Genomic DNA, 26,995 nt, shown 5'->3' with positions numbered 1-26,995 from the left:
GCCGACCCGGGCTTCAAGGATTTAGGCCTCTGGTCCCAGCGGGGACCAGGAGGTTAGCGAATGGCGACGAGCTCAGCGTCGTCGGTGACCAGATAGATCATGTCGCCCACCGCGATCGGATTCAGCAGAACCGGAGAACCGATCTTCAGCGTCTTTTCCTTCGCGCCGGTCTTGGCGTTCAGGGCGACGGCCTCGCCTTCGCTCGACACCGTGATCAGGCGGCCATTGGCCAGGATCGGGGTCGACCACAGACGCGGCTTCTTGGCCCGCTTCTTCTTCTGCTTCTTCGAGAGATTGGCCGAGTCGTTGAGATCCTGGATCCAGTAGACGGCGCCGTTCTCGCGCGACACGCAGATGACCTGGCCCGCCTTGTCGACGACATAGACGACGTCACCGGCGACCCAGGGGGTGGTGATAGCGGTGACCGGCAAGCTCCAGCGCGCCTGGCCCGAGCGTAGGTCGGTGGCGGCGAACACGCCCGAATGGCTGACGGCGAAGACGTCACCCTTGTAGATCACCGGACGGCCCGGGATGTCGCGGATCTCCGACAGGGCGTTGGTGCGGCTGGCGCGGCTGAGGGCTTCGTTCCACAGGTCGTTGCCGTTAGCCGCCCGCAGGGCGACCAGTTCACCCGAAGCGAAACCCGAAACCACAGTGTCGCCGCTAACGGCCGGCGTAGACGCCGCCAGGATCCGCGCGGGCTCGCTCAGCGCCTGATAGGTCCAGCCTGGTACGCCGGTCTCAGACGCGAAGGTCAGGAGTTCGTTGTCGGTCGACACCACGAAGACGCGGCCATCGACCACGGTCGGGGCGGCGTGGATCGGGGTCGAGGTCGGCTGGGTCCACCCCACTGTTCCGGTCGCCGCATCGATCTGGGCGACAAAGCGGAAGCCCGAGGCGACATAGAGCTTGTTGTCAGGACCCAGGGCGACCCCGCCGCCAAAGCCAAGACGGTCGTTCTTCTTGGGGATGAGGCCCAGGAAGCCGCCCTTGATCGTCGGGCCGGCCGCCGGACGAAGGTCCTTGCGCCAAACGATGTCGCCGGACCGCGCATCCATCGCGACCACATCGGCCTCGCCGTCCATGACGAAGATGCGATCACCGGACGCCACCGGCGGCGCGGTGACGTGGAACTTGGCGCCGCCCTTCTTGCCGAAGCCCTTCTTCCAGGCCACCTGGAAAGCCTTACCGGCGTCGACGTGCTCGATCGATTGCTCCGGATTGCCGCCGGGCAGGCGCCACTCGGCCTGCGCCGCAGGATCCGGCAGGAAGAAGTCCGCGCCCTTCAGCGACTCGTTAGCCTCGACCTTCTGGTCGAACGCGATGATCGAGATCCGCTGGCCCTGGCTGGCGGTGCTCTTGTTCTTCTCGCTCTTGTCGAAGGGATTGAGCTTGGACACGGTCGAGCAGCCGCTGACCGTCACGGCCGCCGACATCAGCGCGACCAGCGCGACGGAACGCTTGGAGATCATCTTGAGGCTCATTGGGCGGCGTTCGGGGCGGCGGCGGGCGGCAGTTGCATCATCGGAGGCGCGGACGGCAACGCCGCCGCAGCCTTGACGGCGGCGGCCAGATCCTTAGCCGAGCCGGAGTCGATGAGCTGCATGGCGGCCTGAGCGCGTTGGCGCACCGCCTCCGACGTGTTGGCGTCGAGCGAGTTGGCCAGAATCACGAACTCCGACCGCGCCCCAGCCAGGTCGCCAGCCTGCAGCTTGGCGAAGGCCAGCGCCTCCTTGGCGTACACGCGGTATGGGCTCTTTTCCCCCGCCAAAGGCGTCAACCTCGTCTCGATGTCCTTGTAGGAAGCGGTGTCCATCAGGGCGAAGGCGGATTTGAGGCGGGCGAGATCGCCGATCATCGGACCGGGCGCGACCTTGGCGGCCTCATCGAAGTAGGCGACGGCTTCCTTGGTCTTGTTCTCTTCAAGCCGGATCGCGCCCATCTGCATCAACGCCAGGGACTTGTAGCCCTTGGCATTGGTGTCGGCGACGCCCTTGAACCCTTCAAACGCCTTGGCGGGGCCCTGGGTCTGCGCGGTCTGAAGCGCGGCCTGATAGGCCTGCGAGGCCTTGTCGGTCTGACCTGTCTGGTAGCTGGTCCATCCCCAGTACCCGCCGACGCCGATCACCACCACCGCCGTCGCCGCCGCCACCCAGGGCAGCGACTTCATGGCTAGCGTGCGATAACGCTCCGCCCGAAGCTGTTCTTCGACTTCGTCAAAAACATCGACCACGAAACGAGGCTCCGAAAACAGGCGCTGGCCCTTGGGCGCTCCCCGCTGATGCGAGGAACCCCGTCGGGTTTAGGACAGAATGTGGCGGACGAAGGGCCGTCCGCTGAGGCGGCGAACCTATAGCGTGCCGCGCGCGGTCGCAACGCGCCGTTTTATGGCTTCTTGGCGTAGTAGGTTTCCGACGGCCCCGGGAAGCTGCGATCGCGGACGTCGCTGGCGTATTGAGCGGCGGCGCGTTCGATCTGGTTCTTCAGGTCGGCGTAGCGGCGCACGAACTTCGGCGTCCAGTCGAACAGGCCCAGCATGTCGTCGACGACCAGCACCTGACCATCACAACCGGCCGAGGCGCCGATGCCGATCGTCGGGACAGACACCGACTCGGTCACCTCTCGAGCAAGGCTCTCAGCAACTCCCTCGACGACGATGGCGAAGGCGCCGGCTTCAGCCGTCAACCTGGCTTCCTCCAGCACCTTGGCGCGTCCTGCGTCGTCCTTGCCCTTGGCCTTGAAGCCGCCTTCCAGCAGCACCGCCTGCGGGCGCAGGCCCACATGGCCCATGACCGGCACGCCGCGCCGGGTGAGGTAAGCGATAGTGTCGGGGACGGTCGGGCCGCTCTCGACCTTCACCGCCTGGGCGCCCGTATCCTTCATGATCCGGACGGCGTTCGCGTAAGCCTCCTCATGCGAGGCCTCATAAGAGCCGAACGGCATGTCCACGACGACCATGGCCTTGCGGGAGCCCCGCATCACAGCCTGACCGTGCAGGATCATCATCTCCATGGTGACGCCGACGGTGTTGGGCAGACCATGGACGACCATGCCGACCGAGTCACCGACCAACAGGACGTCGCAAGCCTCGTCCAGCGCCGCCGCGACCGGGGCGGTGTAGGCGGTCAGGCAGACAATGGGCACGCCGCCCTTGCGGGCGGCGATGTCGGGGGCGGCCAGACGGCGAACCGTCTCTTCACGATGGGCGGACAGGGCGAACCCTCCCTAAGACGCTCTTTGGGCGCCGTTTGTGGGCGAGATCGCGCCGCACCGCAACATGAACAGCGATAATGCGGCGAAAACCCCTTAGAAATCCTCGACCACGCGTGTGACAGCGAAGGCCAGGGCGACCACCGCCAGCCCTGCGGCCAGCCAGACCGCTTCGGCGCTGGACGGCGTGCTCAGCAGCGAGGTGAGCTTCGCCCATCCGCCATTGATCTCGGTCTCCAGACCGTGGCTGCCCTCGCGGGAGAGCTGCGCCAGTTCGTTGGTGAACCGGCTGCCGAAGATCTGGAACGCGCCGATCAGGCCAGCGCCCGTTCCGGCGACGGCGATGAACATCCGCCGCATCGCCCAGCCTCGATCCAACTTGGCCATGACTTCCGCATTGAACAGCGCCGTGTCCGGAAACGACGGCGCCTGAGCGAACATGCGGGTCAATTGCGCTTCGAAATCGGGTTCAGCCATGAGCTTCCCTCCTCGCGCCCTCATCCGGTCGGGCGAGTTTCGCCCGAAGTTTGTCCAAACCACGTTTGACATGGGATTTCACCGTGCCGATCGGGATGTTCAAGGCCTCCGCCGCTTCGCCATGGGACCAATCGGCCCCATAGCAGAGCGAAACGCACAAGCGCTCACCCCGTGACAGACTCTTGAGCGCCTCGTCGAGATCGATACGGCTGGCGGCGTCGCCGGACGCATCCTTCACGGATATCTCTTCGAGCGGCTCGACATTGTCCGAGAAAATGAGGCGGGCCTCGCGCTTGACGCGCTTCAGATAGAGCCGTGCGGCGATCTTCTTGATCCAGGCCCCGAAGGTCCCATCACCTCGAAACTCGGCGACCTGTTCGAAGCCCGCCATGAACGCGTCCTGCGCCAAGTCGTCGGCGGTGGCGGAGTCGGCGCCCATGCGTCGCAGCAGCCCCCGGACGGCCGAGCCATGCCGCCGCACCAGTTCCCCATAGGCCATCCGATCGCCGCCCGCCGCCTGTGCGGCGAGCTCGACATCGTGTCCCGTTGGCGGGCGTTCCATGCCCATTGAAGTCAAGCCCCTCCCAAGGCCTCGGGCCCTAGACCCGCTGTTCCTTGTTCGGATTGAAGAAGCTCAAGACGATGAACGCCACGCCGATCACAGCGGGGATGCAGGCGATGCCGAAGCCGTCGAAATCGCCGTCGCCATTGATGAAGTCGCCAAAATAGGTCGCCAGACCCACGCCGACGCCGACCGCCAACCAGATGACGCCGGTTCGCAGATCGCGCAGCCGGGTCGGCGGCATCTTAACGTTGCGGGTCATGGCCTCGATCACCTCGGGCGGGACCGGCTGTCCCTTCTCGATGGCGAGACGGAGCGTCGCCTGCATTTCCATGCGCTCCTTGCTCTTGAGATACAGCGGCACGCAGACGACCGCGCAGATCATGGCGAAGAGCGCGACCGGGACGATAATTTCGGGACCCATTCTCAAATCCTCCAGTTCGGTGGACGACGCCCCCGCGCCGCCTTCACTGATAAGAGGCGCTCACACATCCGTTTGGAGGCGCCGTTCGCCATGAAACTTTCGTAAGCCTCTAGCCAGCGGCCCAACCCAGGCGCTGTCGGACCGCTGAGCTGCTGACGACCAGCGTGACGGCGACCAAGCCCAAGACGGCCGCAGCGGGGGCCAGACCAGGCGCTAGAGCGCCAACCAGCACGTTCAGCGCCGGCGCGCAGGCCCAGGCGATCAAGCCGACCACAGCCGAGCCGCCGCCGGCGACCGCGATACGCTGGAACAAGACGCGGCGCTCGACCTTCTGCATCACCACCGCGGTGAACAGATCCGCGCGGCTTGCCGCAGGCCGCTCCGCCAGGAAAAGCGAGAGCTGATCATCAGGGGTCATCGAGATCCTCCCAGAACCGCCAGCAGCCGTTCGCGACCACGGGTAACATGCGACTTCACGGTGCCCAAAGGAATGCCCAATGCGTCGGAAACCTCTGCGTGCGACCAAGCCTGGCCCAGACACAGGGTAACGCAAGCGCGCTGGTCTTCCGGCAAGGTCGCAAGCGCCGCCTCCAGCGCCAGGCGATCCTCGGCGGCCACGTCCGTCGCGGCCTCCAAGTCTTGCTCGCCACGCCAGGCCTCATCCCGGGCGGCGGCGCGCTGCGCGCCCCGCCGGTGCGACAACGCCTTCTTCCAGGCGACGCCATAGAGCCAGGTGCGAAAGCCCGCATCGTCGCGGAGCTTGGGCAGATGACTCCAGGCCGCCACGAAAGCCTCCTGGGCGATGTCGTCGGCGTCGATCCAGCCGCTCTTTCGCAGAAAGCCTCGCAGCGGCTTTTCATGAGTCGCCACCAGCCTGGCGAAGGCGACCTCCGAGCCCGCGCGCGCCTGTCTGACGAGCGCGGCGTCCATCAGTCGCGCCGCCGCTTGCCGACGAACAACACCTGGACCAGGGAGGCCGCGCTCAAGGCGGCCATCACAAAGGCAACGATCGTGAACGCCTCGCCCGCGCCGTAGATGTCCGCAAACGCCGCATAGGAGAAGCCCGCGCAAAGCATGCCGAACAGGACCACTTGGTACCAGCCGTCGTATCGGCCTTCGCCTCGGGCTCGCTCGGCGTGATCATCGGCGTCGAAGTTCTGGCGCTTGCTCAGGCGGTTCAGTAGCTCCGGCGGCGGCTCACGTCCCGAAGCGGCATAGGCCTTGATCAGGTCCAGCGTTTCACGGTTCGAGCGATAGGACAGCCAGCTCTGGAATGCGCTGTAGATGAAGAAGCCGATCGGAAAGAGCAGCCACCAATACCGATTGAACAGATCAAACATCGTCTTCGCTCCCTATCGGTTCAACTGGGCCAGGAGCGCAGCCGGCGGCTCGAGCCCCTTTTCTGCGAACGCCCGCAGGGTCTTGGTCAGCTCAAGACGCGCGCGCCAGTCCAGCCACATACGGAAGGCGCCCATCGCGCCGAACGCCAACGGAAACAGAAGCCACCAGAACGCTTGGAACAGGTCGGCCATGGAAGTCATTCCCTCTTGGGCGCGATCATTCGCGCCTTCGAGGGTTAGTCGCCGCCGACCGCCGCCTTGGATGCGCCGACATACGAAATAATTTCGGACATCGAGTTGAACGACACGGTGGGTCCATGTTGCGCCAGGATCGAGGGCTTTGCGTAGCCCCAGCCGACGGCGCCGCAATCGAGGCCGACCGCCCGCGCCGCCTCGATGTCGCGGGTCTCGTCGCCGATGCAAATGATCTTGTCCCGCGCGACGCCCTGACGGGTGACCTGCTTGAACTTGCGCGCCTTCCCAAACAGCGATGCGCCACAGGCGTACAGGCTGACAAGGTTGCCGAGCTCCTCGCCCAGCACCCGGCGGATCACAGTCTCACTGTTGGAGCTGACGACGGCGATCTTCACCCCGGCCGCGTGCAGCGCCCGGAGCATCTTCTCGGTTTCGGGAAACAGCGGAATCGTATGGGCGTCGGCGGCCATCAGTTTCTTGCCGGCGCGCGCTATCAGCGGGAGCTTCCAGGGCGATACGCCAAGATAGCGGATCACCTCGCGTGTGCTGCGACCCCGCAGCATCTCGATCTCGTCGTCGGTGACGGTCTTGAAGCCGTAACGGCGCGCCATCGGATTGACGGCGCGCATCATCCACGCGGCGCTATCGGCCAGCGTGCCGTCAAAGTCGAAGATGACCAGCTCGTATCGCGAGACGGCGTTCTTCCCCACGCGCGAAATGCCCTCCAAGAGCCCGCGTCCGGCGAGCTAAGCTCTGACTGATAGACCGATCCGGCCTTGGATGTCGTCTTAAACTTCGCTCAGAAGGCGACGGCGCCGCGCCGAGGCGCTTGGCTCAGCGAAAGGCGGCCGCGTAGAGGTCGGGCTTGAACCCCACCACCCGACGCTCGCCAAGATCGAGGATCGGGCGCTTGATCATCGAGGGCTGGGCCAGCATCAGCGCGATCGCCTTGTCCGCGTCGAGATCCTGCCGATCCGCCTCGGGCAGCTTGCGGAACGTCGTTCCCGCGCGGTTGAGCACGATTTCCCAACCCAGCTCCACGACCCAGGCCTCCAGACGCGGCTGGTCGATGCCTGCGGCCTTGTAGTCATGGAAAACGTACGGCTGACCGTTGTCGTCCAGCCATTTACGGGCCTTGGCGACGGTGTCGCAGTTCTTGATGCCGTACATCGTGATCGTCATCGCGGACTTCCTGCGCGTCGAATCGAGCGTTGCGTTCTTCCTGCCACCGAACCCGTTCAGCGCAACAGGCTGTTCCGTCAGCTCAGGGGCCATTCCCGAAGGACAATGTGCTGGGTCTGGCCGAGCTTGCTCTGAACCAGCGCGAAGCGATCGACCGTCCAGGCGATCGGCGTGATCGCTTGCTCGGGGACGATCTGGCCGTCGTAGAGCAGGGTGACGTGCGGCGTGAAGTTTCGGTCAGGACGAAGCGCAGCGCCAGCCATCTTCTCACCCAGCGTCTTCTGGAAGCTGATCAGGGCGCTCACCCCCTCCCCGCCCTGCAGCGTGAACGGGTTGTTGCCGGGGCGATTGGCGAAGCTGAGCGCGCGGTCGAAGACGACCTCGAACGGGGCGCTGGCCACAGCTTGACCCGCCAGGACGCCCTTGCTGACGATGTCATTGGGCAAGCCGACATAGTCACCCAGATGGTGCAGGGTAATGTGCAGGCGGTTGGTCTGAATCAGCGCGCCGCCCAGCCTCAGAGCCGCTTTCAGGCGCGCAGCTTCCTGCGCGATGCGCTCCGCCGTCGATGGGTCCGGATACAGCAGGAACATCAACCGGTCGGTCGGCGTCGGCGGATCAAAGCCCGGCAGGCCAAGCTGAAGCGTGTCTGGCATGCGCCACTCCTTTGACGGCGAACGCCTAAGCCGGTTCGCGCGCGGCTCCAACGGTTCATTACATTTCGTTTACGCGCGTAATCAATCGCTTGACGAGATCGTTTACGTGCGTAATCGTATAACCCATGGAAACGACATCACAACGCATCAGCGGCGCCGAGAGCGAAGTCATGAAGGTGCTTTGGGCCGACAGCCCCAAGCCGGCCGAGGAGGTTCTGGCCATTCTGGCCAAGGAGCACGGCTGGGCCGAAGGCACGGTGAAAACCTTGCTGAACCGCCTGCTGAAAAAGGGCGCCATCGCCGCCGACAAGGACGGCCGCCGCTTCCTCTATCGTCCGCTGATCGGTCGCGAGGACTATGTCGACTCCGAGAGCCAGGGGCTTCTGGATCGCCTGTTCGACGGCCGCCTCGCCCCGCTGGTGAGCCACTTCTCCAAGCGCGAGAAGCTGAACCCGGAAGACGTCGCCGAGCTTCGCCGCCTGCTGGAGAAGATCGACGATGGTCGCTGATATCCTGCTCTTCCTCGGCAAGGCCAATATCGCCCTGGCGGCGGCCGTGCTGCTGGTGCTGGTCTTGCGTCGACCAATCCGCAAAGCCTTCGGCGCCCGGAACGCCTATGCGCTGTGGCTGATCGCGCCGCTCTCGATCCTGGCCCTGCTGATCCCGGCCCGCACGATCGTGCTGCCCGCGCCGCCCCTCGCCGCCCCTATGCCCGCGATTGCGACCCCAGCATCGGCGCAGCCTCGGCCGGTCGAGTCAACGGCGTCGACACAGACCCCGTCCGCCCCCCTGATCCCCCTCGGCGAAATCGCGCTGGGACTCTGGCTGGTCGTGGCGTTCGGCGGCGTAATCCTGCAAGTCGAGCGGCAGCGTCGCTTTGTCCGTTCACTGGGCGCGCTGACCCTGACCGGCGATGATCGCCTGATGCGCTCCGACCGGCCCGGCGTGGGTCCGGCTGTCATTGGAGCTCTTACGCCCTGCGTCGTCCTGCCGGCGGACTTCGACCGGCAGTACACCGCTGAGGAGCAGGCGCTGATCCTGGTGCACGAACGCAATCACCTCGCCGTCGGGGACGCGCAGATCAATGCGGCCGTCACCGCCCTGCAGTGCCTCTTCTGGTTCAATCCCTTCGTCCACCTGGGCGCGGCAGCCCTTCGTATCGACCAAGAGATCGCCTGCGATGCCGCCGTTCTGGCCCGCCACCCCAAGACCCGCCGCGCCTATGGCGAGGCCATGCTGAAGACCCAGCTGGCCGCCTGCGCGCCGCCGCTGGGCTGCCACTGGCCAGCCTCGGCTAACAAACAATTGAAGGAGCGCTTCACCATGCTCACCCAGCACACCGCCGACCGCCGTCGTCACCTTGCGGGAGCCGTCGCCGTCGCCGTCCTTGGTCTCTCGACCGCCGCTGCGGCCTGGGCCACCCAACCCGCCCGGACCGTGCAGCAAACGCCTGAAGACGCCCGTCGCGCCGTGGCCCGACATCTGGGACGCCCGCTGTATGACGCGGTCGACCGGAAGGATCTGCGCAGCGTGCGCGAGCTCATCGCTCTGGGCGCCAACCCTAACTACATCGCCCGCGGTGACGGCTCGCCGCTGATCGAGGCCGCGCGTAGCGGACAGGCGGACGTGGTCCGCGCCCTGCTGACCGCCGGCGCCGATCCCAACCTTGCCGTCCGCGGCGACGGCAACCCGCTGATCCAGGCCTCCCTGGCCGGCCGGCTCGACATCGTGCAGGCCCTTGTAGAGCGCGGCGCCAACGTCGAGTCCTTCGTTCCCGGCGACGAAACCCCGCTGATCGGCGCCGCCCGCCGGGGCGACCTCGCGGTGGTGAAGTACCTCGTCGAGCGTGGCGCCGACGTGAACCGTGCGGTCGTGGCCAATCCGGGTGAGATGCGCTCGCCGCTGGGCATGGCCCGTAAGAACGGCCATGTCGCCGTGGTCAACTACCTGAAGAGCCAGGGCGCTCGCGACTAGATCGTGAGGCGCGCGGCCCACGCCGCGCGCGCCCCTTTTCCCTCCCGACAATCAGCGAGTTTTCAACGATGGCGATCATCGACGCCCGAGCCTTGCCTGACGCCAGTCTCCTGGAAGCCGATCTTGTGATCATCGGCGGCGGTCTGGCCGGTATCACCCTGGCCAAGGAACTGGCCGGAGGCCCCTTGAAAGTGGTCGTGCTGGAAAGCGGCGGCCGCGAGATGGAGCCCGAAACCCAGGCGCTCTACGCCGGCGCCTGCGTTCAGAAGGCCGACGGTAACAAGGATCGCCCCCTCCACGACTATCCGGTCCAGTCGCGTGTACGCGCTCTGGGTGGTTCCGGCCACGTCTGGGGCGGCAGATGCGGACCGCTGGACCCGGCGGACTTCGCCGAACGGGCCTGGATACCCTACAGCGGCTGGCCGATCAGCCGCGAGGCGATGCAGCCATACTACGACCGTGCGTGCGACCTGCTGGAGATCGATCGTTTTCCTTTGGAGCGCCCCAAAGCCACAGAGCCTAACCTCCAGCCGCTGGCGTTGGACCCCGAAGCCGGCTTCTTTCCGGCGCCCCGCGTCCACGCGCGCATTTCGGGCCGTGCGGACCGCCCCGCCTTCGATCGCTTCCGCACCCAGTTCGCCGAGGCGCCGAACATCGACGTCTATCTCTACGCCAACGTGATCCGCATCCGCCGCGACCGGAGCACGATCACCGGCCTCGACATCGCCTGCCTGAGCGGCAAGCGACACACGGCCAAGGCCGCGCGCTATGTCCTCGCCACAGGCGGGATCGAGAACGTCCGGCTGCTGCTGGCGTCGGACAATCTAGGCAACCGCCATGATCTCGTGGGGCGCTTCTTCCAGGGTCACCTCACCTACTCCAACGACAGCGACGCCCAACGTGAAGGCTCGGCCTTCGCCGCGTCCCGCACCGAGCCGCTCGATCTCTATGCGCCCGCGCAACGCTATGGGCCGCATTGCGTCATCGGCGCGGGGCTGACCGCCCAGAAGCGGATGAAGACGGGCAACTTCACCGCGACGCTTTTCCGCGCAAACTTTTCGAACGCGGACGCCAAGGTGGCCGCGGACACCCAGACGATCGGCAAGTCCAGCGTCCAACTCGATAAGGGCCAGGCCCAGGGCAACCTGCTCGGCTTCTTCGCCATGACCGAGCATTTTCCAAATCCCGACAGTCGCATCACCCTGGACCCCGACCAGAAGGACGTCCTGGGCATGCCCCGCGTCCGCCTCGACTGGGCGCATGGGCGCAAAGACTATGCAGACCTGGAAAAGACGATCGACGGGCTCGCCAATGCCTTAGGCGCCTCCGGCGAGGGCCGGTTGTGCTGGTCGCTCCGGCGCGATGAACTGCTGGCGTCGTCGAACGCCTCGCGCCACCACATGGGGACCACGAGGATGCACGATGATCCCACGAAGGGCGTGGTCGACGCCAACGGTCGACTGCACGAGGCGGACAACCTCTATGTCGCGGGCAGCTCGGTTTTCCCGACCTCAGGGATCGTCAATCCCACCCTCACCATCCTGGCCTTGACCATGCGACTGGCCGATCACCTTAAATCCGAAAAGAAGGCCGCCTGATCATGAGCACGCGTCGCGATCTCCTGGCCGCGCTGGTCGCCCTGGCCGCCGCACCATCTTTCGCCAGATCCGCTCCGGCCGCCCCCATGACTGGCCTCGACGCCGAGGCCGTCCGCCGCATTGGAGAGGCTTGGCGCAAAAGCCATCCAGGCGTGAGCGCGAAGACCCTCGCGGCACAGCTGTTTCCCAAAGGACGAGGGCCAGAAGCCCTGCCCCGGCTGCGGGCCCTAGCGACGGCGGATTTCCGCGCCGGCGCGGTGTTCGACTATCGCGGTTGGCGGCTGTCTAACACCGAAGGCGCTCTCTTCGCCCTGCTCTCCCTGGAAGCCTGATCTCAGCGGCTCAGCCCCGCCGGACCGCCCCCGGTGAGCCTAGAGCGTGCGTCCGGTGACGCCGGCGGTTTCCACGCGGGTCCAGACCTGGGACTTGCAGAGGAAGTTGGGCAACAGGCAGCCTTTGGCGCGCAACGACGAACGGTCCAAAAGCCGCACCTGACCCGAGAACGTCATATTGAGGTCGGGGACAAAGACCTTGCCCTTCCACTCGTTGGCGCCCGACGAGGAGAAGTCGCGCAGCAACTGCATGCCTACGAGGCCCTGGTTGCTGCCCTTCTTGACGTCGGCCTGAGCTTCGGCGTTCGCCCAGACCACGTAGCCGCAGGTCTCCGGTCCGCAAGACTTGATCTCAATGTGAACGCTGCCCTTGGGGTTGCGCCATACGCCGAACAGGTCGCCGGACCGCGCCGTCGAATCTGCAGCCAGCACGGGTGACGCCACGCCCACGGCGGCGGCGGCGATCAACGCCAAGCTCAACTTCCCGATCATCGCGGTCCTTCCTGGAGTCACCGATCCTGCTCTGTGTGAAGCTAGCTGCTGGGAAGATCGAGGAGAAGCCGGGAGAATTGCGGCGCTATCGCGGCGCAGCCGCTGCGCCAGAAAGTCGACACGAACGCGGAACCTTCACCTCTGAAGGGCGTTGCTGGGCCACGCGTCGTGGCGCGTAGGGGGCGTTGTGTCTATTTTGCTGCACCATTTAGCGATCAAAGGCTCCAGTCCCGCACGTCGGGATTTCTCTTTGCCTGCGAACAGCAACAGACCCGCACGTCTCCTCCCAGTCTCCTTGCCTGCTTGGTCTTAGAATGTCGCTCAACAAACAGCGTTCCGCTACGCATTCGGTTTCGCGGGCCGAGCTATGGACAGCTTTGGGGTTAGCCGTCGTGCTGGCCTTCTTCGTGACCAGCGGGATCATCGCCTATCGCAACGTCGAAATGCTTCGCGGCAACAGCCAGAGGATATGGCACACGCACGACGTCATGATGGCGCTCAACGAACTGATGTCGATGACTCAGGACGCCGAGACAGGCCAGCGCGGCTTTCTGCTGACCGGCAAGAGCGACTACCTGAAGCCCTACGAAATCGCAGCGTCCGAGAGCGCCTCCCGCATTGAGACCGTGCGCGACCTCACGCGCGACAACCCCACCCAGCAATCGAGCATCAAGACGCTGGAACGCCAGATCAACGCGAAGTTCGAGGAGCTTGAGGAGACCGTCCGGCTGCGCCGTGATGGCAGCCAGGCGCAAGCCCTGGCGGTCGTCGACACCGATCGCGGCAAGATCGAAATGGACGCCATCCGACGTCAGATCGAGGCCATGCGGAATGAGGAGGATCGCCAGCGCGACCTTCGCCTTTCGGAAATGGAGATCGCCTACCGAACGGCGCTGCTGAGCGGCGTACTGTCGAGCCTTCTTGGCGCCGTCCTGACCCTGGTGGTGTTCTATCTGATCCGCCGCGCCAATCGCGCTCAGGCGCGAGAAGAATGGCTGCAGGCCGGTCAGGTCGGCCTTTCCGAAGCGATGATGGGCGACAAGACGGTCGAGGCGCTTTCCGACAGCATCCTGACCTATCTGGCGCGCTACGTCGGCTTCCAGGCCGGCGTGGTCTTCAAGGGCGAGAACGGGCGGTTCCACCGCACCGCGAGCCTGGGCGTGGCGGCGGATTCCGACACGCCGACACGCTTCAACCTGAAGGAAGGCCTGCTCGGGAAGGTCGCCGCCGAGGGCGATGCGGTCATTATCCGTGACGTGCCCGAAGGCTACATGACCATCGGCTCGGGCTTGGGCCACGACAAGCCGCGCCACCTCGTTGTTGTGCCGACGCACGCCGATGATGTGGTCAATGCGGTCATCGAGTTGGGCTTCCTGCATCCGGTGGACGACCAGGTCCTGGAACTCCTGCGCCAGGCGGCGCCTTCGATCGGCATCACCCTGCGCTCAGCGCGCTATCGCTCGGAACTGCAGAACGCGCTCGAGGAAACCCAACGCCAGGCCGAGGAGCTTCAGGTCCAGAGCGAAGAGCTGCGCGTCTCCAACGAAGAGCTCGAAGAACAGGGGCGCGCCCTCAAGGAATCGCAGATCCGCCTTGAACAGCAACAGGCGGAGCTGGAGCAGACCAACAGCCAACTCGAGGAGCAGGCCCAGACCCTGGAGACCCAGCGCGACGAGCTTGAGCGCACCAGTGCGGCCGTGACTCTGAAAGCACGCGAACTGGAACAAGCCAGTCAGTACAAGTCTGATTTCCTGGCCAACATGTCCCACGAGCTGCGCACGCCGCTCAATTCCCTGCTCATTCTGTCGAAGCTGCTCAGCGACAATCCGCACGGCAACCTGACCCCTGAACAGGTTAAGTTCGCCCAGACCATCGCATCGTCCGGCAACGACCTGCTGACCCTGATCAATGACATCCTCGACCTGTCGAAGATTGAGGCGGGCCATGTGGAGGTGCGCCCCGAGCCCTTGCCGCTGCAGCGCCTGACGGACGATCTGCGCCAGCTCTTTCAGCCCGTGGCGTCACAGCGGGGCCTCGACTTCGATATCGACATCGCCGGCGATTGTCCGGCCAGCATCGAGACAGATCGCCAGCGCCTGGAGCAGGTGCTCAAGAACCTGCTGTCGAACGCCTTCAAGTTCACTGAAAAGGGCGGCGTCAGCGTAGAGATTGGCCTGGCGGGCGCCCGCGACATCGCCTTCACGGTCATCGACACAGGGATCGGCGTCTCGCGCGAACAGCAGGACGCGATTTTCGAGGCGTTCCGCCAGGCTGACGGGACCATCAGCCGCAGGTATGGCGGCACGGGCCTGGGCCTTTCGATTTCTCGCGAACTGGCGCGTCTTCTCGGCGGCGCGATTACGCTGCGAAGCCAGCCCGGCGAAGGCAGCGCGTTCACCGTCACGATCCCGCTGGCCTACGACCCTGCGCGCGTGGCGCCCCGGGACCAACCGCTCGCTGCAAAGCCCGTCTCGCCGCTGCCCCGCCCCAAGGTCGCCCGCGCGCCAGTCGTTCGAGCGGCGGTCGATGACGATCGTGACCAACTGACGGGCGGTCGCCGGGTCCTGCTGGTCATCGAGGACGACGACAAGTTCGCCGGCATCGTCCGCGATCTGTCGCGTGAGTTGGGCTTCCAGTGCCTGGTCGCCGGAACCGCCGAAGAAGCCCTGAAGCTTGCCCGCCGCTTTAAGCCCAGCGCTGTTGTGCTGGACGTCGGCCTACCCGACGAGTCGGGCCTGATGGTGCTGGACCGCCTGAAGCGCGATGACGCCACGCGCCACATACCGATCCACGTCGTCTCGGCAGCCGATCATAGCCAGACAGCGCTTTCGCTGGGCGCGATCGGCTATCTGATCAAGCCCGTGAAGCGCGAAGCCCTCGCCGAAGTGCTGAAGTCGCTGGAGGCCAAACTGTCCAGCACCGTCCGGCGCGTGCTGATCGTCGAAGACGACTCCATCCAGCGCGAGGCGGTTGGCAAACTGCTGTCGTCTGGCGACGTCGAAACCGTGGGCGTCGGCACCGCCGCCGAGTGTCTTGAGTTGCTTCGCGAGCAGACCTTCGACTGCATGGTGCTGGACCTTTCCCTGCCTGACGCTTCTGGCTTCTCGCTGCTGGAGACCCTGAGCCAGGACGACAGTCACGCCTTCCCGCCCGTTATCGTCTACACGGGGCATGACCTGTCGGCCGATGATGAACAGCGCCTGCGCCGCTACTCCAGCTCGATCATCATCAAGGGGGCGAAGTCGCCCGAACGGCTGCTGGACGAGGTCTCGCTGTTCCTCCACCAGGTGGTGTCGGAGCTTCCCGCCGAGCAGCAGAAGATGATCCAGAAGGCGCGCCATCGCGACGCCGTTCTGGAGGGCCGTCGCGTGCTGATCGTCGAGGACGATATCCGCAACGTCTACTCGCTGACCAACGTGCTGGAGCCTCGCGGCGCCGTCGTCGAGATCGCTCGCAACGGCCAGGAGGCGATCGACGCGCTCAACCGCTCGGCTGAGGATCCAGCGCGGGCGATCGACCTCGTCCTGATGGACGTGATGATGCCGGTGATGGACGGGCTGACGGCCGCGCGCCAGATCCGCCTCGACGCGCGCTGGTCCAAGCTCCCGATCCTCATGTTGACCGCCAAGGCCATGCCCGACGATCAGGAGCGGTGCATCGCCGCCGGGGCCAGCGACTACATGGCCAAGCCCATCGACGTCGACAAACTGCTGTCGCTGGTTCGCGTCTGGATGCCGAGGTAGCCCGTGTCCGACGCCATTGAGGACATCGAGGTCCAACTCCTGCTGGAAGCGCTCTTCCAGCGCTATCACTATGACTTTCGGCACTACGCCCGCGCTTCGATCAAGCGTCGCCTGACACAGGCCCGCGCCCAGCTGGGCGTTCCGACGATTTCGGCGTTGCAGGATCGTGTGCTGCACGATCCCTCGATGCTGCCGCGCCTGCTCGACTTCCTCACCGTCCAGGTGAGCGAGATGTTCCGCGATCCTTCCTACTTTAAGGCCCTACGCGAGAAGGTGCTGCCGCATCTGAGCACCTACCCCTCGCTGAAGGTCTGGATCGCCGGCTGCAGCAACGGCGAAGAGGTCTACTCGCTGGCCATTCTCTTCAAGGAGGAAGGGCTCTACGACCGGACAATCTTCTACGCGACGGATATCAACCCCGAAGCGCTCGCGGCCGCCGAAGCCGGTGTCTATGCCGTAGACCGCATCCGCAAGTTCACCGAGAACCACCAAAGGTCAGGCGGCAAATCCTCATTGTCCGAACACTACACCGCCGCCTACGGCCGGGCGGTGTTCGACAAGAGCCTCCGCAGTCGGGTGGTGTTTTCGGACCACAGCCTTGTGACCGACGCGGTGTTCGCCGAGATGCACCTGATCTCGTGTCGGAACGTGATGATCTATTTCGACCGCCCCCTGCAGGACCGCGCCATCGGTCTGTTCCGCGACTCGCTGACGCGAAAGGGGTTTCTGGGCCTGGGCTCCAAGGAGAGCCTGCGCTTCTCGACCCATGCTCCCGCGTTCGCCGACTTCGTGGCCGAGGACAAGATCTATCAGAGGCGCGACCCATGACTGGCGAACGCCCCCACGCGATACTGATCGGGGCGTCGGCCGGCGCGGTGCAGGCTTTGCTGGCGATCCTGCCCGCCCTGCCCGCCAGCTTTGCGCTTCCGGTGCTTGTCGTGGTCCACATCCCTGCGGATCGCGACAACATGCTGGTGCCGCTCCTGCAGTCCAAGTGCCGGATCACCGTCAAGGAGGCCGAGGACAAGGAGCCTATCGAGGGCGGCGTCGTCTATTTCGCGCCATCGGACTATCACCTGCTGGTCGAAGCCGATCACAGCCTGGCGCTCTCCACCGACGAGCACGTGAACTACTCGCGCCCCTCGATCGACGTGCTGTTTGAGACCGCCGCTGACGCTTTTGGCGCGGACCTGGTGGGCGTGATCCTGACCGGCGCCAATCATGACGGCGCGACAGGGCTTCGCACGGTACAGGCCGCAGGCGGTGTGGCGATCGTCCAGGATCGCGCCGAGGCCTACGCCACCGCCATGCCAGACGCCGCGCTCCAGGCCTGCCCGTCAGCGCATGTCATGAGCATCAACGCCATCACGACCTACCTGACGAGTTTGGGGACCGCATGACCAACGCGGACAAGCCGATCAACTTCCTTCTGGTCGATGACCTTGAGGAGAACCTGCAGGCTCTCGAAGCCTTGCTCCAACGCGAAGGCCTAACGTGCCTGAAGGCGCGAAGCGGCGAGGAAGCGCTAGAGCTTCTACTGACCCACGACGTCGCGCTCGCGCTCCTGGACGTCCAGATGCCGGGCATGAACGGCTTCGAACTGGCCGAGTTCATGCGCGGCAGCGAGCGGGCGCGACACATTCCGATCATCTTCGTCACCGCCGGGGCTGCGGATAGCCAGCGCCGCTTTCGGGGGTATGAGGCCGGCGCGGTGGACTTCATCCAGAAGCCCATTGAGACCGACGTGCTCCGCAGCAAGGCCAATGTGTTTTTCGACCTGCACCAGCAGCGCCGCCAGATCGAGGCTCAGCGCGACGAACTGGAAGCCGCCGCACAAGCGCTGCGTCGGGCCGACAGGCACAAGGACAGCTTCCTGGCGGTCCTGGCGCACGAGTTGCGCAACCCCGTCGCTGCCCTTAGCGGCGGCCTGCATCTGCTGAACAAGGACATACCGCCCGAACGCGCCCAGGATATCCGGGGACGTATGGAGCGGATGCTGGATCACCTAAGCCATCTGGTCGACGACCTGCTGGACGTCTCTCGCGTGAGCCAGGGCAAGATCTCGCTCAAGAAGCAGCGGATCGAACTGGGCGACGTGCTGCAATCGGCGATCGAGGCCAGTCAGCACACAATAGACGCTGCGCGACATCAGTTTGTGGTCGAGACGCCGGAGGTTCCGGTTTGGCTCGAGGCCGATCACACCCGCCTGGCCCAGATCGTGGCAAACCTGCTCAACAACGCCGCCAAGTACACACCGCCAGGTGGCGTGGTCACGCTCGCCGCAGCCGTCGACGGGCGCACGGTGACGATCAAGGTTTCGGACACAGGCATCGGCATACCCGAGGAGATGCAGCCGAAGATCTTCGAGATCTTCGCTCAGGTCGAGGATCACCTGGGCAAGTCACAAGGGGGGCTCGGGATCGGCCTCGCCCTTGTTCGACAACTCGTGGCGCTGCACGGCGGCGCCATCACCGTCGACAGCGACGGCGAAGGTCAGGGCAGCACCTTCACCGTCCGGCTGCCCATTCTGGCCTGACCGGCTCGGAGTCTAGCGGGTCGCCCAGGCCCGGCCGATCTCCGCCAACGGCACGCAACCATTGTAGGCGCCGGGGACGGGATCGTATTTCAGCGCCCTGGTCGCGCCTGGCTCCGAGGTGAAATAGCCCACCGTCACGAAATCCTCGAGCAGCGGGAAGAAATGACCGCTGGTCGCGTTGGCGGTCTCGCGATCATAGACGCTGAGGATCGCGACCTGCTGCTCGGGCGCCAGGGCCACGAAGAGCTTGCCGTGCGCGGCCTTGGCGTCGGCGTCCATGCGGGCGAAGCCGCCCTTCAGCTGCTCGACCTGCCACGTCTCGCAATAGTTGGCCATGGCGCGATCAATGAACTGTGGCACGCCGGCCTCGCGCGCGCCGGGGGTGTCGGTCGCGGGAATGATCAGCTCGGCGACCACGTCGAGAATCTGCGCCTGATCCGGCGTGAGGGCCGTCGGCGCCCAGCTCAGGGCGGTGGTCGCCGCAGCGCTTCCGGCCCACCCGGTGGCAGCGGCGCCGACCGTCAAAGCCAGGCCGCGAAGGGTGTCGCGTCGATTCAGCATCACAGCTCTCCCCGCTTGCGAGCGCGCACCGCGTGATCGGCGGCCCGGGCCGTCAGGGCCATGTAGGTCAGGGACGGATTCACGCACGACGCGGAGGTCATGGCCGCACCGTCCGTGACGTAGACGTTCTTGCACTCGTGAACCTGATTGTGGGCGTTCAGCACAGAGGTCTTGGGATCGCGTCCCATGCGCGCCGTGCCCATCTCGTGAATGCCCAGACCCGGCGCGAAGCCGTTATCGTGACCGCGCACGTTCTTGAAGCCCGCAGCCTCGAGCATTTCGGCCGCCGCTGACTGCATGTCACGGCGCATCGCCATCTCGTTGTCACGCATGGTGACGTTCATGGTCAGGGTCGGCAGACCGAACTTGTCCTTCACATCGCGGTTCAGCGTGACGCGGTTGTCGGCGTAGGGCAGCATTTCGCCAAAGCCGCCCAAGCCCATCGTCCAAGGACCTGGCTGGCTGAGTTCAGCCTTTCGAGCCGCGCCGAAGCCACGCCCTCCCTTGCCGCGATCTCGTTCCCAGGTCGCGCGCCCTGCGCCGCCCTGATAGCCGAAGCCGCGAACGTAGTCCGAGCGCTTGGTGGCGTCGTCGCCCAGATTGCGGAAGCGCGGCACATAGATGCCGTTCGGTCGACGCCCCGAGAAATACGTCTCAGCGAACTCCGGCGCTTCACCCGACGCCCCAACGCCCAGGTGGTGGTCCATGACGTTGCGACCAAGCTGATCGCTGGCGTTGCCGAAACCGTTCGGGAACCGCGAACTCGTCGAGTTCATCATGATCCAGGCCGAGTTCAGCGCTGACGCGCACAGGAAGATCACGTCGGCGTGGAATTCCTCATCCTTCAGCGTTTCGGCGTCGAGGATCCGTACGCCGCTGGCCCGCCCCTTACGCTCGTCATAGACAAGCTCGGTGACGATCGAGTTTGGTCGGATCACCAGATTGCCGGTGCGTTCGGCCGCGATCAGCCCGCCAGAGTTGGAGCTGTAGTAGCCGCCGAACGGACACCCCCGGATACACAGGTTGCGGTACTGGCACTTGGTGCGCCCCAGCGAAAGCTGCTCTTCAGTCGGATCGGTCAGGTGCGCCGTTCGTCCGATGGTGACCCGTCGTTCGGGAAAGCGAGCCTCGGAACGCGCCTTGAACGCCTTCTCGACGCAGTTCAGCTCCATCGGCGGCTGGTAATGGCCGTCTGGGAAGTGGGGCAATCCCTCGGCCTGACCGGAGACGCCGATGAAGCGCTCAACGTGCTCGTACCAGGGCGCGAGGTCCTCGTAACGGATGGGCCAGTCAACCGCGATTCCTTCACGCGCATTGGCCTCGAAGTCGATCGGGCTGTGGCGATAGCTCTGACGACCCCAGGTCAGCGATCGACCGCCCACGTGATAGCCACGGATCCAGTCGAAGCGGTTCTCCTCTGTGTAGGGATGCTCGTCATCCCGCACGAAGAAGTGCTGGGTGGTCTCCGTCATCGTATAGCCGGTGCGCCGCTGCACCTTGTAGTGCGCGGCGAGCTCCGCCTGCGGCAGCTGGCCCTGCGGATACTTGGTCTGCCACGGATCAAGCGTGGCGGTCGGATAGTCCTCGAGGTGACGGACCATTCGGCCCCGTTCCAGCACCAGGACCTTCAGGCCCTTCTCGGTCAGTTCCTTGGCCGCGATGCCGCCCGTAATGCCGCTGCCCACCACGATGGCGTCGTACGTATTCTTCCGACGCGCGCGGCCGTTCAGGTTGGCCATGTTCGCTCCCTTCGCGGCCGCTCGCGGGTCCGCGTCGAGATGCTTACGCAACACGACCTACACCCGGGCGAACCCTTCATTCTTGCCTGGAGGCTTCCATGAAATGGGTTACATTGCAACAAAGCTCGGCGTTCTGACTGAGCTGACGCGACAGGGGAAACGCGCCATGGTCTGGATGAAGTCTTCTCGTCTGTGGACGCGTCTGGGGCTCGCGTCGGCGCTCGCACTCTGCGTCGCCGGCGTATCACAAGCTGAAGAGGTCCGAGCCGGACCGTGGCGCTCGCTTTTCGACGGCAAGACACTGAACGGCTGGACCGCGAAGATCGCCAGGCATCCGGTCGGCGAAAACTACCGCCAGACCTTTGTGGCTGATCAGGGCGTGATCCGAGTTTCCTATGCGGGGTACGACAAGTTCGACAACCAGTTCGGGCACCTGTTCTACAAGGCCCCTTTCAGCGCCTATCGCCTCCGGCTGACCTACCGCTTTCTCACCGAAGGCCTGCCGCTCGACACCCCTGGCTGGGCGCGCAGCAACAGCGGGATCATGTTCCACAGCCAGACCGCCGAGAGCATGACGGTCGAACAGCCCTTCCCGGTTTCGATCGAGTTCCAGCTTCTGGGCAAGGAAGACGACAAACCGCGGCCGACCGGTGCGGTCTGCACGCCGGGGATCACGATCACGATCGACGGGGCCAAGGTCAAGGAACACTGCACGCCGCCGGCGAACGCGCCGACCATCGCCAACGGCGCCTGGGTTCAGGCCGAGCTTGAGGTCCTGCCCAGCGGCGAGATCACCCAGAAGATCAACGGCGTCGTCGTGCATCGCTACGCCGGCGCCGCGCTCGATCCGGACGACACCGTCGCCGGCGGAGCCAAACCCTACATCCTGGCGCGGGGCGCTCAGTCGGTGACCGGCGGCTACATCTCTCTGCAAAGCGAGGGCGCGCCGATCGAGTTCAAGGACATCGAGATCCAGGAACTCACGCCGCGCTAAGGTCTACTTCTTCACGCTGGCCAGATAGGCGATCACCGCCGCGCGCTCTGCGTCGTTGGGCGCGCCGAGCAGCATCTTGGTGCCGGGCATGGTCTTGGCCGGAGCCTTCACATAGGCGTCCAGCTTGTCAGGGGTCCAGATAACGCCCGAGCCCTTCATGGCCGCGCTGTACGCGTAACCCGGCACGCTCGCGGCCTTTCGACCCACCACGCCCCCCAAGGGTGGTCCCAGTTTGCCCGGAGCAGCCTGCACCGCATGACACATGCCACAGCGTTGCTCGAACAGCTGTTGTCCCGACGGCGCCGCGACCGCGCTGGACGCCAGACCGGCGAGCATCGCCGCGAGGGTAAGCCGAACCTTCATCAAGCAACTCCGTCAGAACACACGCTTCGACTATAGACCAAGAAGTCTTCGGTTACGTCCAGCGTCCGAACCGGCGCTGGCGAAATCGTCGAACGCCTTGTCCGTCACCCGAATGATATGATCCCGGATGAACGTCGCGCCCTCGGCCGCGCCCTGCTCGGGATGCTTGAGCGCGCACTCCCATTCCAGAACCGCCCAACCGTCATAATCGTACTGCGCCAGCTTTGAGAAGATCGCCTTGAAGTCGACCTGACCATCGCCCAGCGAGCGGAACCGCCCCGGCCGATCGACCCATCCCTGATAGCCGCCATAGACGCCCGATCGCGCCGAAGGCCGGAACTCGGCGTCCTTGACGTGGAACGCCTTGATGCGCTCGTGGTAGCGGTCGATGTAGGCCAGATAGTCCAGCTGCTGCAGGACGAAGTGACTGGGATCATAGAGGATATTGGCCCGAGGGTGGCCATCGACCTCGTCGAGGAAGCGCTCGAACGTCGCTCCGTCGTGCAGGTCCTCGCCCGGATGGATTTCATAAGCCGCGTCAACGCCGTTATCTTCGAAGACATCCAGGATGGGCTTCCAGCGACGCCCCAGCTCGGCGAACGCCTCCTCGATCAGCCCCGCCGGCCGCTGCGGCCAGGGATAGAGATAGGGCCAAGCCAGTGAGCCTGAAAAGGTCGCGTGGGCCTTCAGGCCGAGGCGCCGACTGGCGACGGCGGCGGCCTTCACCTGCTCGACCGCCCAGGCCTGACGTTCCTGGGGTCTGCCGCGCAGCTCCGGCGGCGCAAAGCCGTCGAACAGTTCGTCATAGGCCGGGTGAACGGCGACCAGCTGCCCCTGCAGGTGCGTCGACAGCTCGGTGATCTCCAGGCCGTACTCGGCGAGCAGCCCGGCAATGTCGTCGCAATAGGTCTGGCTCTCGGCGGCCAGCGCGAGATCGAAGAACGAGTCCGCGCCGCCCGTGGGCATCTGCACCCCGGCATAGCCAAGGCTCGAAACCCAGGCCGCCATGGTCTCGAGCTTGTCGAACGGCGGCGTGTCGCCGATGAACTGGGCCAGGAAGATGGCGGGTCCCTTGAGCGTCTTCATCAGCCTTCTCCCTGCAGCGACACCCAGCCCGCATCGTCGCGGCTGGCCGCAACGGCGCGCTCGACAAAGGCCATGCCGCGCACGCCCTCGCTGATATCCGGCACGAGGCCGCCGGCGCGGCCCTCGATCGCGTCGGCGAAATCCCTGTAGATCGTAGCGAAGGCCTCGATGAAGCCTTCGGGATGCCCGGTCGGCAGGCGCGTCACCGCCCGCGCCGCAGAGCCGAGATAGCCGGAGCCGGCGTGCAGCACGTGGCTGGGCCCCTCAAGCCAATCCAGCGTCAGAATATTGGGGTCCTCGTGCGACCAGGTCAGACCGCCCTTCTCCCCATAGACGCTGATCGTCAGGCCATTGCGCGCGCCGGCCGAGATCTGCGAGGCGATCAGCACGCCCCGCGATCCATCCTCAAACCGCAGTAGTACGTTGCAGTCGTCGTCCAGGCCGCGCCCCGGAACCACGGTGGCGACGTCAGCGCACAGCCGCGCCACGCGCCGTCCCGTGATGAACTCGGCGATGTTGAATGCGTGGACGCCGATGTCGCCGATGCAGCCGCCGACGCCCGACTGCTTGGGATCAGCCCGCCAGCTGGCCTGCTTGTTGTCGCCGTCGCGCTCAAGCGGCGTCGATAGCCAGCCTTGCGAGTACTCGACAACGACCTTGCGCACCGCGCCCAGATCGCCGCGCGCCACGATCTCGCGAGCCTCGCGGACCATCGGATAGCCGGTATAGGTATAGGTCAGGCCGTACTGCTTGCCCGAGGCGGCGACGATCTCGGCCAGGCTTTGCGCCTCGGCGAGGTTCAGCGTCGCGGGCTTGTCGCTGATCACGTGCAGCCCGGCCTTCAGCGCCGACGCGGAGACGTCGAAATGCAGGTGGTTCGGCGTCACCACCGAGACGAGTTGAACACCGTCGGGGCGCGCCCGCTCGGCCGCGAACATCGTGTGGTGGTCCGGATAGACCCGGTCGGGCGCCACGCCCCAGGCGGCCGCCGCCTGGGCGCTCTTGGCGGGATCGCGGCTGAACACGCCCGCCACCAGCCGGATGCGCCCGTCCAGCTCTGCGGCCATCCGGTGCACCGGCCCGATGAACGAGCCAGGACCGCCGCCGACCATGGCCATCCGGAGGGTCATCAGGCGACCACCTTGGCGAGGTAGTCGAAGCTGATCTTGGCCGACTCCAGACGCGTGTAAGCGAACGGCGGCTCCTGCTCGTAGTAGAAGCCCCGGATCCCGGCGTCATAGGCCGCCGGCAGCAGCCGCTTCCAGTCGATCATGCCCGAGCCCACCTCGGTCGGATCCTGGCGCAGCTCGAAGTTGGGCTTGGTGGTCGGCTTGACGTCCTTGACGTGCATCTGGGTGAAGCGCCCCGGATAGGCCTTCAGCAGCGCGAACGGGTCCTGGCCCGCCGCCGTCACCCAGCCGGCGTCGAGCTCGAAGGTCACCAGCGACGGATCGGTCCCTTTCAGCAGGATGTCCATGCCGGTGGTCTCGCCGCCCTTGGCGTCCTTCAGCGGCGCGAACTCGAAATTGTGGTTGTGATAGCCGGCGAGAATGCCCGCCTTCTTCAGGATGGCGGCCTTCTCGTTCAGGAAATCGGCGTTCCATTTCCATTCGTCGGCGGTCATCTGCACGCCCGCCTGACGCAGGTCGGCGGCGCCCATCCGCTCGGGGATGTAGAAGATCGGCATGATCGCCGACTTCACGCCGATCACGTGCAGTTCGTCCGCCAGCTTGACGAGATCGCCGCTGAAGCCGTTGGGGCCCTTCGGCGAGATGTGCGCGCTGGGGCAGACAAGGCCATGCCGGTCAAAGCTCGCGCGCAGTTCGGCGGGCGTGCGGCCCAAATAGCCAGCCAGCTCGACCGTCCGGAAGCCGATCTTCGCGACGGTCGCCAGCTGCGCGTCGAGCTCTTTGGCCAGATCCGGACCCAGGCTGTAGAGTTGGATGCCCACCGGCTGCTTGCGGCGCTGGAAGAACGGAACCTCGCTCGCGGTCACCGTCCCGGCGAAGCCTGCGCCCAGCGCGGCGGCGCCGGCGGCCAGCAGGCCGCGACGGGAAAGGCCCTGGCTCTGATTATCGAAGGCGGTCATGCGCATGGGGATCACCTTTCCTGACATCTAGGCTTGGGCCGGGCTGGCGGAGGACGCGGAGTCGCTTGCCGGAACAGGTCCCCGCGTCGGCGGCCGGAAGAACAACGCCAGCAGGCAGACCGCCGCCAGCGCCATGGCGGTCGGCACGAGGAACAGGGTCGTGTAGTCCACCGTCCCGTCGACGGTCAGGTGGCCGATCAATGCCGGGAAGATGAAGCTGGCCGCGACATTGCCAACGCCCAGGATCAGCAGGTTGAACAGGCCCTGCGCGCTGGAGCGGACGTCCTTGGGGAAGACGGCGTCCACGAAGATGTACACCGTGGCGAAGAAGAAGGCGTAGCAGACGCCGTGCAGCAGCTGCACCGCCACGATCACCGGCACGCTGTCGGCGAAATAGGCGAACACCGCAAAACGCGCCGCATGGCCCAGCACGCCGACGATCATGGTGGCCTTCCAGCCCAGCTTGGCCAGCACCCGCCCCAGCACCAGCATGGTGATGATCTCGGCCACCTGGCCTAGGCTCAACACGACCATGCTGAGATTGCCGGCGATCCCGACCCGATTGGTCAGGAAGGCGTCGGCCATCACGAAGTAACCGTTGTGAATGACGGAATCGATGAAGGTGACGATGAACAGCACCAGCACGAACGGGACGCCCAGCAGCTTGACCGCGCGACGCCAGGCCAGCTTGTCGACCCCGTCATCAGCCTTGCGCGGGGGCGTGTGCGGCAACGTCAGGGCGTAACCGGCGAAGACAAACGAAACGATCGCGGCCACCAGGAAGATCCAGCGGACCTGCTCGACCGTCGCCTGGGCGCCCAGCAGAAATACGAACGGCCAGCTGACCAGCACCCAGCCGACAGTCCCGCCCATCCGAACACCGCCGAAACCGGCCGCCGGATCGCGCAGGTTGGCGAAGGCGATCGAGTTGGTGACCGACAGCGTCGGCACATAGACGAGGCTGAAGACGAGGTAACACGCAAAGAACGGCCAGAATTCCGTCGAGAAGGCCGTGCCCAGCAGCGCCAAGCCGCCGATCAGGTGGCTGACGGCCAGAAACCGCTCGGCGGAGAAGTTGCGATCCGCGAACTGGTTCGAAAAGAAGATGCCCACCAGGGCGGCCACACCCCAGGCGCTGCCGACCAACGACTGCTGCCAGGGCGCGAAGCCCAGCATGCCCATGTAGGGAAAGATCTTTGGCGCCCAGGCGCCCCAGATCGCCAATTGCAGCACCATCATCACGAACAGACGGAAACTCGTCGTCATGCCCTCGTCCTCCCCGACCGATGGGCGGCCGACTTTCGTCCATCCGGACCTGCGCCGCTCCAATGTAATCGAATTCATCGATAACAGGGGTCCGTCAACCCGGCAACCGCCACGAGGCGGCGACAAGCGCTCCGCGACGCTTGCCAAGCTTTCAGCGAGCCGCCAGTGTCGGCCCA

Annotated in this window: 30 protein-coding genes; 9 read left to right on the top strand and 21 right to left on the bottom strand. The window is 65.4% G+C overall.

Annotated elements, in window-relative coordinates:
* Positions 1–53: 53 nt before the first annotated feature.
* The 13 genes from J2X45_RS02580 to J2X45_RS02520 all read right to left on the bottom strand — a co-directional run bounded on the left by J2X45_RS02580 (position 54) and on the right by J2X45_RS02520 (position 8,046).
* The gene (locus J2X45_RS02580) at positions 54–1,484 is read right to left on the bottom strand and encodes a PQQ-binding-like beta-propeller repeat protein (protein ID WP_310210914.1); all 1,431 of its coding nucleotides are present in this window, start codon (positions 1,482–1,484) and stop codon (positions 54–56) included.
* Entirely contained in the window at positions 1,481–2,233 is a 753-nt protein-coding gene (locus J2X45_RS02575; RefSeq protein ID WP_310210911.1) for a tetratricopeptide repeat protein, read from the bottom strand. The genes J2X45_RS02580 and J2X45_RS02575 overlap by 4 nt, the downstream gene beginning before the upstream one ends.
* A 152-nt stretch (positions 2,234–2,385) precedes the next feature.
* Complete coding sequence (gene panB / locus J2X45_RS02570) at positions 2,386–3,213, bottom strand: 3-methyl-2-oxobutanoate hydroxymethyltransferase (RefSeq protein ID WP_310212074.1); 828 nt, start codon at positions 3,211–3,213, stop codon at positions 2,386–2,388.
* Positions 3,214–3,306: 93 nt separating this feature from the next.
* A complete protein-coding gene (locus J2X45_RS02565; RefSeq protein ID WP_310210908.1) occupies positions 3,307–3,687 on the bottom strand; it encodes a hypothetical protein in 381 nt (126 codons plus the stop codon).
* Entirely contained in the window at positions 3,680–4,264 is a 585-nt protein-coding gene (locus J2X45_RS02560; protein ID WP_310210905.1) for an RNA polymerase sigma factor, read from the bottom strand. The genes J2X45_RS02565 and J2X45_RS02560 overlap by 8 nt, the downstream gene beginning before the upstream one ends.
* Before the next feature lie 22 nt (positions 4,265–4,286).
* A complete protein-coding gene (locus J2X45_RS02555; protein ID WP_310210902.1) occupies positions 4,287–4,679 on the bottom strand; it encodes a DUF6249 domain-containing protein in 393 nt (130 codons plus the stop codon).
* Between the two features lie 103 nt (positions 4,680–4,782).
* A complete protein-coding gene (locus tag J2X45_RS02550; RefSeq protein WP_310210898.1) occupies positions 4,783–5,091 on the bottom strand; it encodes a hypothetical protein in 309 nt (102 codons plus the stop codon).
* Positions 5,088–5,603, bottom strand: coding sequence for an RNA polymerase sigma factor (locus J2X45_RS02545; protein ID WP_310210893.1), 516 nt, complete (start codon positions 5,601–5,603; stop codon positions 5,088–5,090). Before J2X45_RS02545 ends, J2X45_RS02550 begins: the two co-directional genes overlap by 4 nt.
* Positions 5,603–6,013, bottom strand: a complete 411-nt coding sequence (locus J2X45_RS02540) for a hypothetical protein (RefSeq protein WP_310210890.1) — start codon at positions 6,011–6,013, stop codon at positions 5,603–5,605. The genes J2X45_RS02545 and J2X45_RS02540 overlap by 1 nt, the downstream gene beginning before the upstream one ends.
* Positions 6,014–6,025: 12 nt before the next feature.
* On the bottom strand, positions 6,026–6,214 hold the full coding sequence (locus tag J2X45_RS02535; protein WP_310210886.1) for a hypothetical protein: 189 nt from the start codon (positions 6,212–6,214) through the stop codon (positions 6,026–6,028).
* A 35-nt stretch (positions 6,215–6,249) separates the two neighbouring features.
* Entirely contained in the window at positions 6,250–6,936 is a 687-nt protein-coding gene (locus tag J2X45_RS02530) for an HAD family hydrolase (protein WP_310210883.1), read from the bottom strand.
* Between the two features lie 106 nt (positions 6,937–7,042).
* Complete coding sequence (locus tag J2X45_RS02525) at positions 7,043–7,390, bottom strand: ArsC family reductase (RefSeq protein ID WP_310210879.1); 348 nt, start codon at positions 7,388–7,390, stop codon at positions 7,043–7,045.
* A gap of 77 nt (positions 7,391–7,467) precedes the next feature.
* Positions 7,468–8,046 (bottom strand): 2'-5' RNA ligase family protein, encoded by a 579-nt coding sequence (locus tag J2X45_RS02520; protein ID WP_310210876.1) that lies wholly within the window; start codon positions 8,044–8,046, stop codon positions 7,468–7,470.
* A gap of 170 nt (positions 8,047–8,216) precedes the next feature.
* Here J2X45_RS02520 and J2X45_RS02515 point away from each other — a divergent pair, with 170 nt between their 5' ends.
* The 4 genes from J2X45_RS02515 (at position 8,217) to J2X45_RS02500 (ending at position 11,950) form a co-directional block, all read left to right on the top strand.
* Entirely contained in the window at positions 8,217–8,555 is a 339-nt protein-coding gene (locus J2X45_RS02515) for a BlaI/MecI/CopY family transcriptional regulator (protein ID WP_310210873.1), read from the top strand.
* Positions 8,545–10,020: a M56 family metallopeptidase gene (locus tag J2X45_RS02510; RefSeq protein ID WP_310210870.1), complete on the top strand. Its 1,476-nt coding sequence runs from the start codon at positions 8,545–8,547 to the stop codon at positions 10,018–10,020. Before J2X45_RS02515 ends, J2X45_RS02510 begins: the two co-directional genes overlap by 11 nt.
* Positions 10,021–10,088: 68 nt before the next feature.
* Entirely contained in the window at positions 10,089–11,618 is a 1,530-nt protein-coding gene (locus tag J2X45_RS02505; RefSeq protein ID WP_310210867.1) for a GMC family oxidoreductase, read from the top strand.
* A 2-nt stretch (positions 11,619–11,620) separates the two neighbouring features.
* A complete protein-coding gene (locus J2X45_RS02500) occupies positions 11,621–11,950 on the top strand; it encodes a hypothetical protein (RefSeq protein ID WP_310210864.1) in 330 nt (109 codons plus the stop codon).
* 39 nt (positions 11,951–11,989) lie between these two features.
* On the opposite strand, the gene J2X45_RS02495 is transcribed toward J2X45_RS02500, so the two are convergent.
* Positions 11,990–12,442: a DUF2147 domain-containing protein gene (locus J2X45_RS02495; RefSeq protein ID WP_310210861.1), complete on the bottom strand. Its 453-nt coding sequence runs from the start codon at positions 12,440–12,442 to the stop codon at positions 11,990–11,992.
* A 314-nt stretch (positions 12,443–12,756) separates the two neighbouring features.
* On the opposite strand from J2X45_RS02495, the gene J2X45_RS02490 reads away from it, so the two are divergent.
* The 4 genes from J2X45_RS02490 to J2X45_RS02475 are packed head-to-tail and all read left to right on the top strand — an operon-like array spanning position 12,757 to position 18,721.
* The gene (locus J2X45_RS02490; protein ID WP_404979991.1) at positions 12,757–16,185 is read left to right on the top strand and encodes a response regulator; all 3,429 of its coding nucleotides are present in this window, start codon (positions 12,757–12,759) and stop codon (positions 16,183–16,185) included.
* 3 nt (positions 16,186–16,188) lie between these two features.
* Entirely contained in the window at positions 16,189–17,013 is an 825-nt protein-coding gene (locus tag J2X45_RS02485; RefSeq protein ID WP_310210854.1) for a protein-glutamate O-methyltransferase CheR, read from the top strand.
* The gene (locus J2X45_RS02480; RefSeq protein WP_310210851.1) at positions 17,010–17,585 is read left to right on the top strand and encodes a chemotaxis protein CheB; all 576 of its coding nucleotides are present in this window, start codon (positions 17,010–17,012) and stop codon (positions 17,583–17,585) included. The genes J2X45_RS02485 and J2X45_RS02480 overlap by 4 nt, the downstream gene beginning before the upstream one ends.
* On the top strand, positions 17,582–18,721 hold the full coding sequence (locus tag J2X45_RS02475; RefSeq protein WP_310210849.1) for a hybrid sensor histidine kinase/response regulator: 1,140 nt from the start codon (positions 17,582–17,584) through the stop codon (positions 18,719–18,721). Before J2X45_RS02480 ends, J2X45_RS02475 begins: the two co-directional genes overlap by 4 nt.
* A gap of 12 nt (positions 18,722–18,733) precedes the next feature.
* Here J2X45_RS02475 and lacC read toward each other — a convergent pair whose 3' ends face one another.
* Both lacC and J2X45_RS02465 read right to left on the bottom strand, forming a co-directional pair.
* On the bottom strand, positions 18,734–19,282 hold the full coding sequence (gene lacC / locus J2X45_RS02470; RefSeq protein ID WP_310210845.1) for a lactose 3-dehydrogenase subunit gamma LacC: 549 nt from the start codon (positions 19,280–19,282) through the stop codon (positions 18,734–18,736).
* Positions 19,282–21,021: a GMC family oxidoreductase gene (locus J2X45_RS02465; protein WP_310210841.1), complete on the bottom strand. Its 1,740-nt coding sequence runs from the start codon at positions 21,019–21,021 to the stop codon at positions 19,282–19,284. Before J2X45_RS02465 ends, lacC begins: the two co-directional genes overlap by 1 nt.
* A 103-nt stretch (positions 21,022–21,124) precedes the next feature.
* Between J2X45_RS02465 and J2X45_RS02460 the strand changes: the two genes are divergently transcribed.
* Complete coding sequence (locus J2X45_RS02460) at positions 21,125–22,015, top strand: DUF1080 domain-containing protein (RefSeq protein ID WP_310210839.1); 891 nt, start codon at positions 21,125–21,127, stop codon at positions 22,013–22,015.
* 3 nt (positions 22,016–22,018) lie between these two features.
* Here J2X45_RS02460 and J2X45_RS02455 read toward each other — a convergent pair whose 3' ends face one another.
* Genes J2X45_RS02455 through J2X45_RS02435 form a run of 5 tightly spaced genes read right to left on the bottom strand, consistent with a single transcriptional unit; the run spans position 22,019 to position 26,819 of the window.
* Complete coding sequence (locus J2X45_RS02455; protein ID WP_310210836.1) at positions 22,019–22,381, bottom strand: c-type cytochrome; 363 nt, start codon at positions 22,379–22,381, stop codon at positions 22,019–22,021.
* Positions 22,382–22,408: 27 nt separating this feature from the next.
* Positions 22,409–23,464, bottom strand: a complete 1,056-nt coding sequence (locus J2X45_RS02450) for a sugar phosphate isomerase/epimerase (RefSeq protein WP_310210833.1) — start codon at positions 23,462–23,464, stop codon at positions 22,409–22,411.
* Entirely contained in the window at positions 23,464–24,594 is a 1,131-nt protein-coding gene (locus J2X45_RS02445) for a Gfo/Idh/MocA family oxidoreductase (RefSeq protein WP_310210830.1), read from the bottom strand. The genes J2X45_RS02450 and J2X45_RS02445 overlap by 1 nt, the downstream gene beginning before the upstream one ends.
* A complete protein-coding gene (locus J2X45_RS02440) occupies positions 24,594–25,580 on the bottom strand; it encodes a sugar phosphate isomerase/epimerase (RefSeq protein ID WP_310210827.1) in 987 nt (328 codons plus the stop codon). The genes J2X45_RS02445 and J2X45_RS02440 overlap by 1 nt, the downstream gene beginning before the upstream one ends.
* Complete coding sequence (locus J2X45_RS02435; RefSeq protein ID WP_310210825.1) at positions 25,581–26,819, bottom strand: MFS transporter; 1,239 nt, start codon at positions 26,817–26,819, stop codon at positions 25,581–25,583.
* Positions 26,820–26,995 lie beyond the last annotated feature (176 nt).

Source organism: Caulobacter sp. BE264, assembly GCF_031457805.1.
In the GTDB taxonomy this organism is placed as follows: domain Bacteria; phylum Pseudomonadota; class Alphaproteobacteria; order Caulobacterales; family Caulobacteraceae; genus Caulobacter.
Note: the sequence above shows the minus strand (reverse complement) of the source record. Positions and strands in the feature narration are given on the sequence as shown.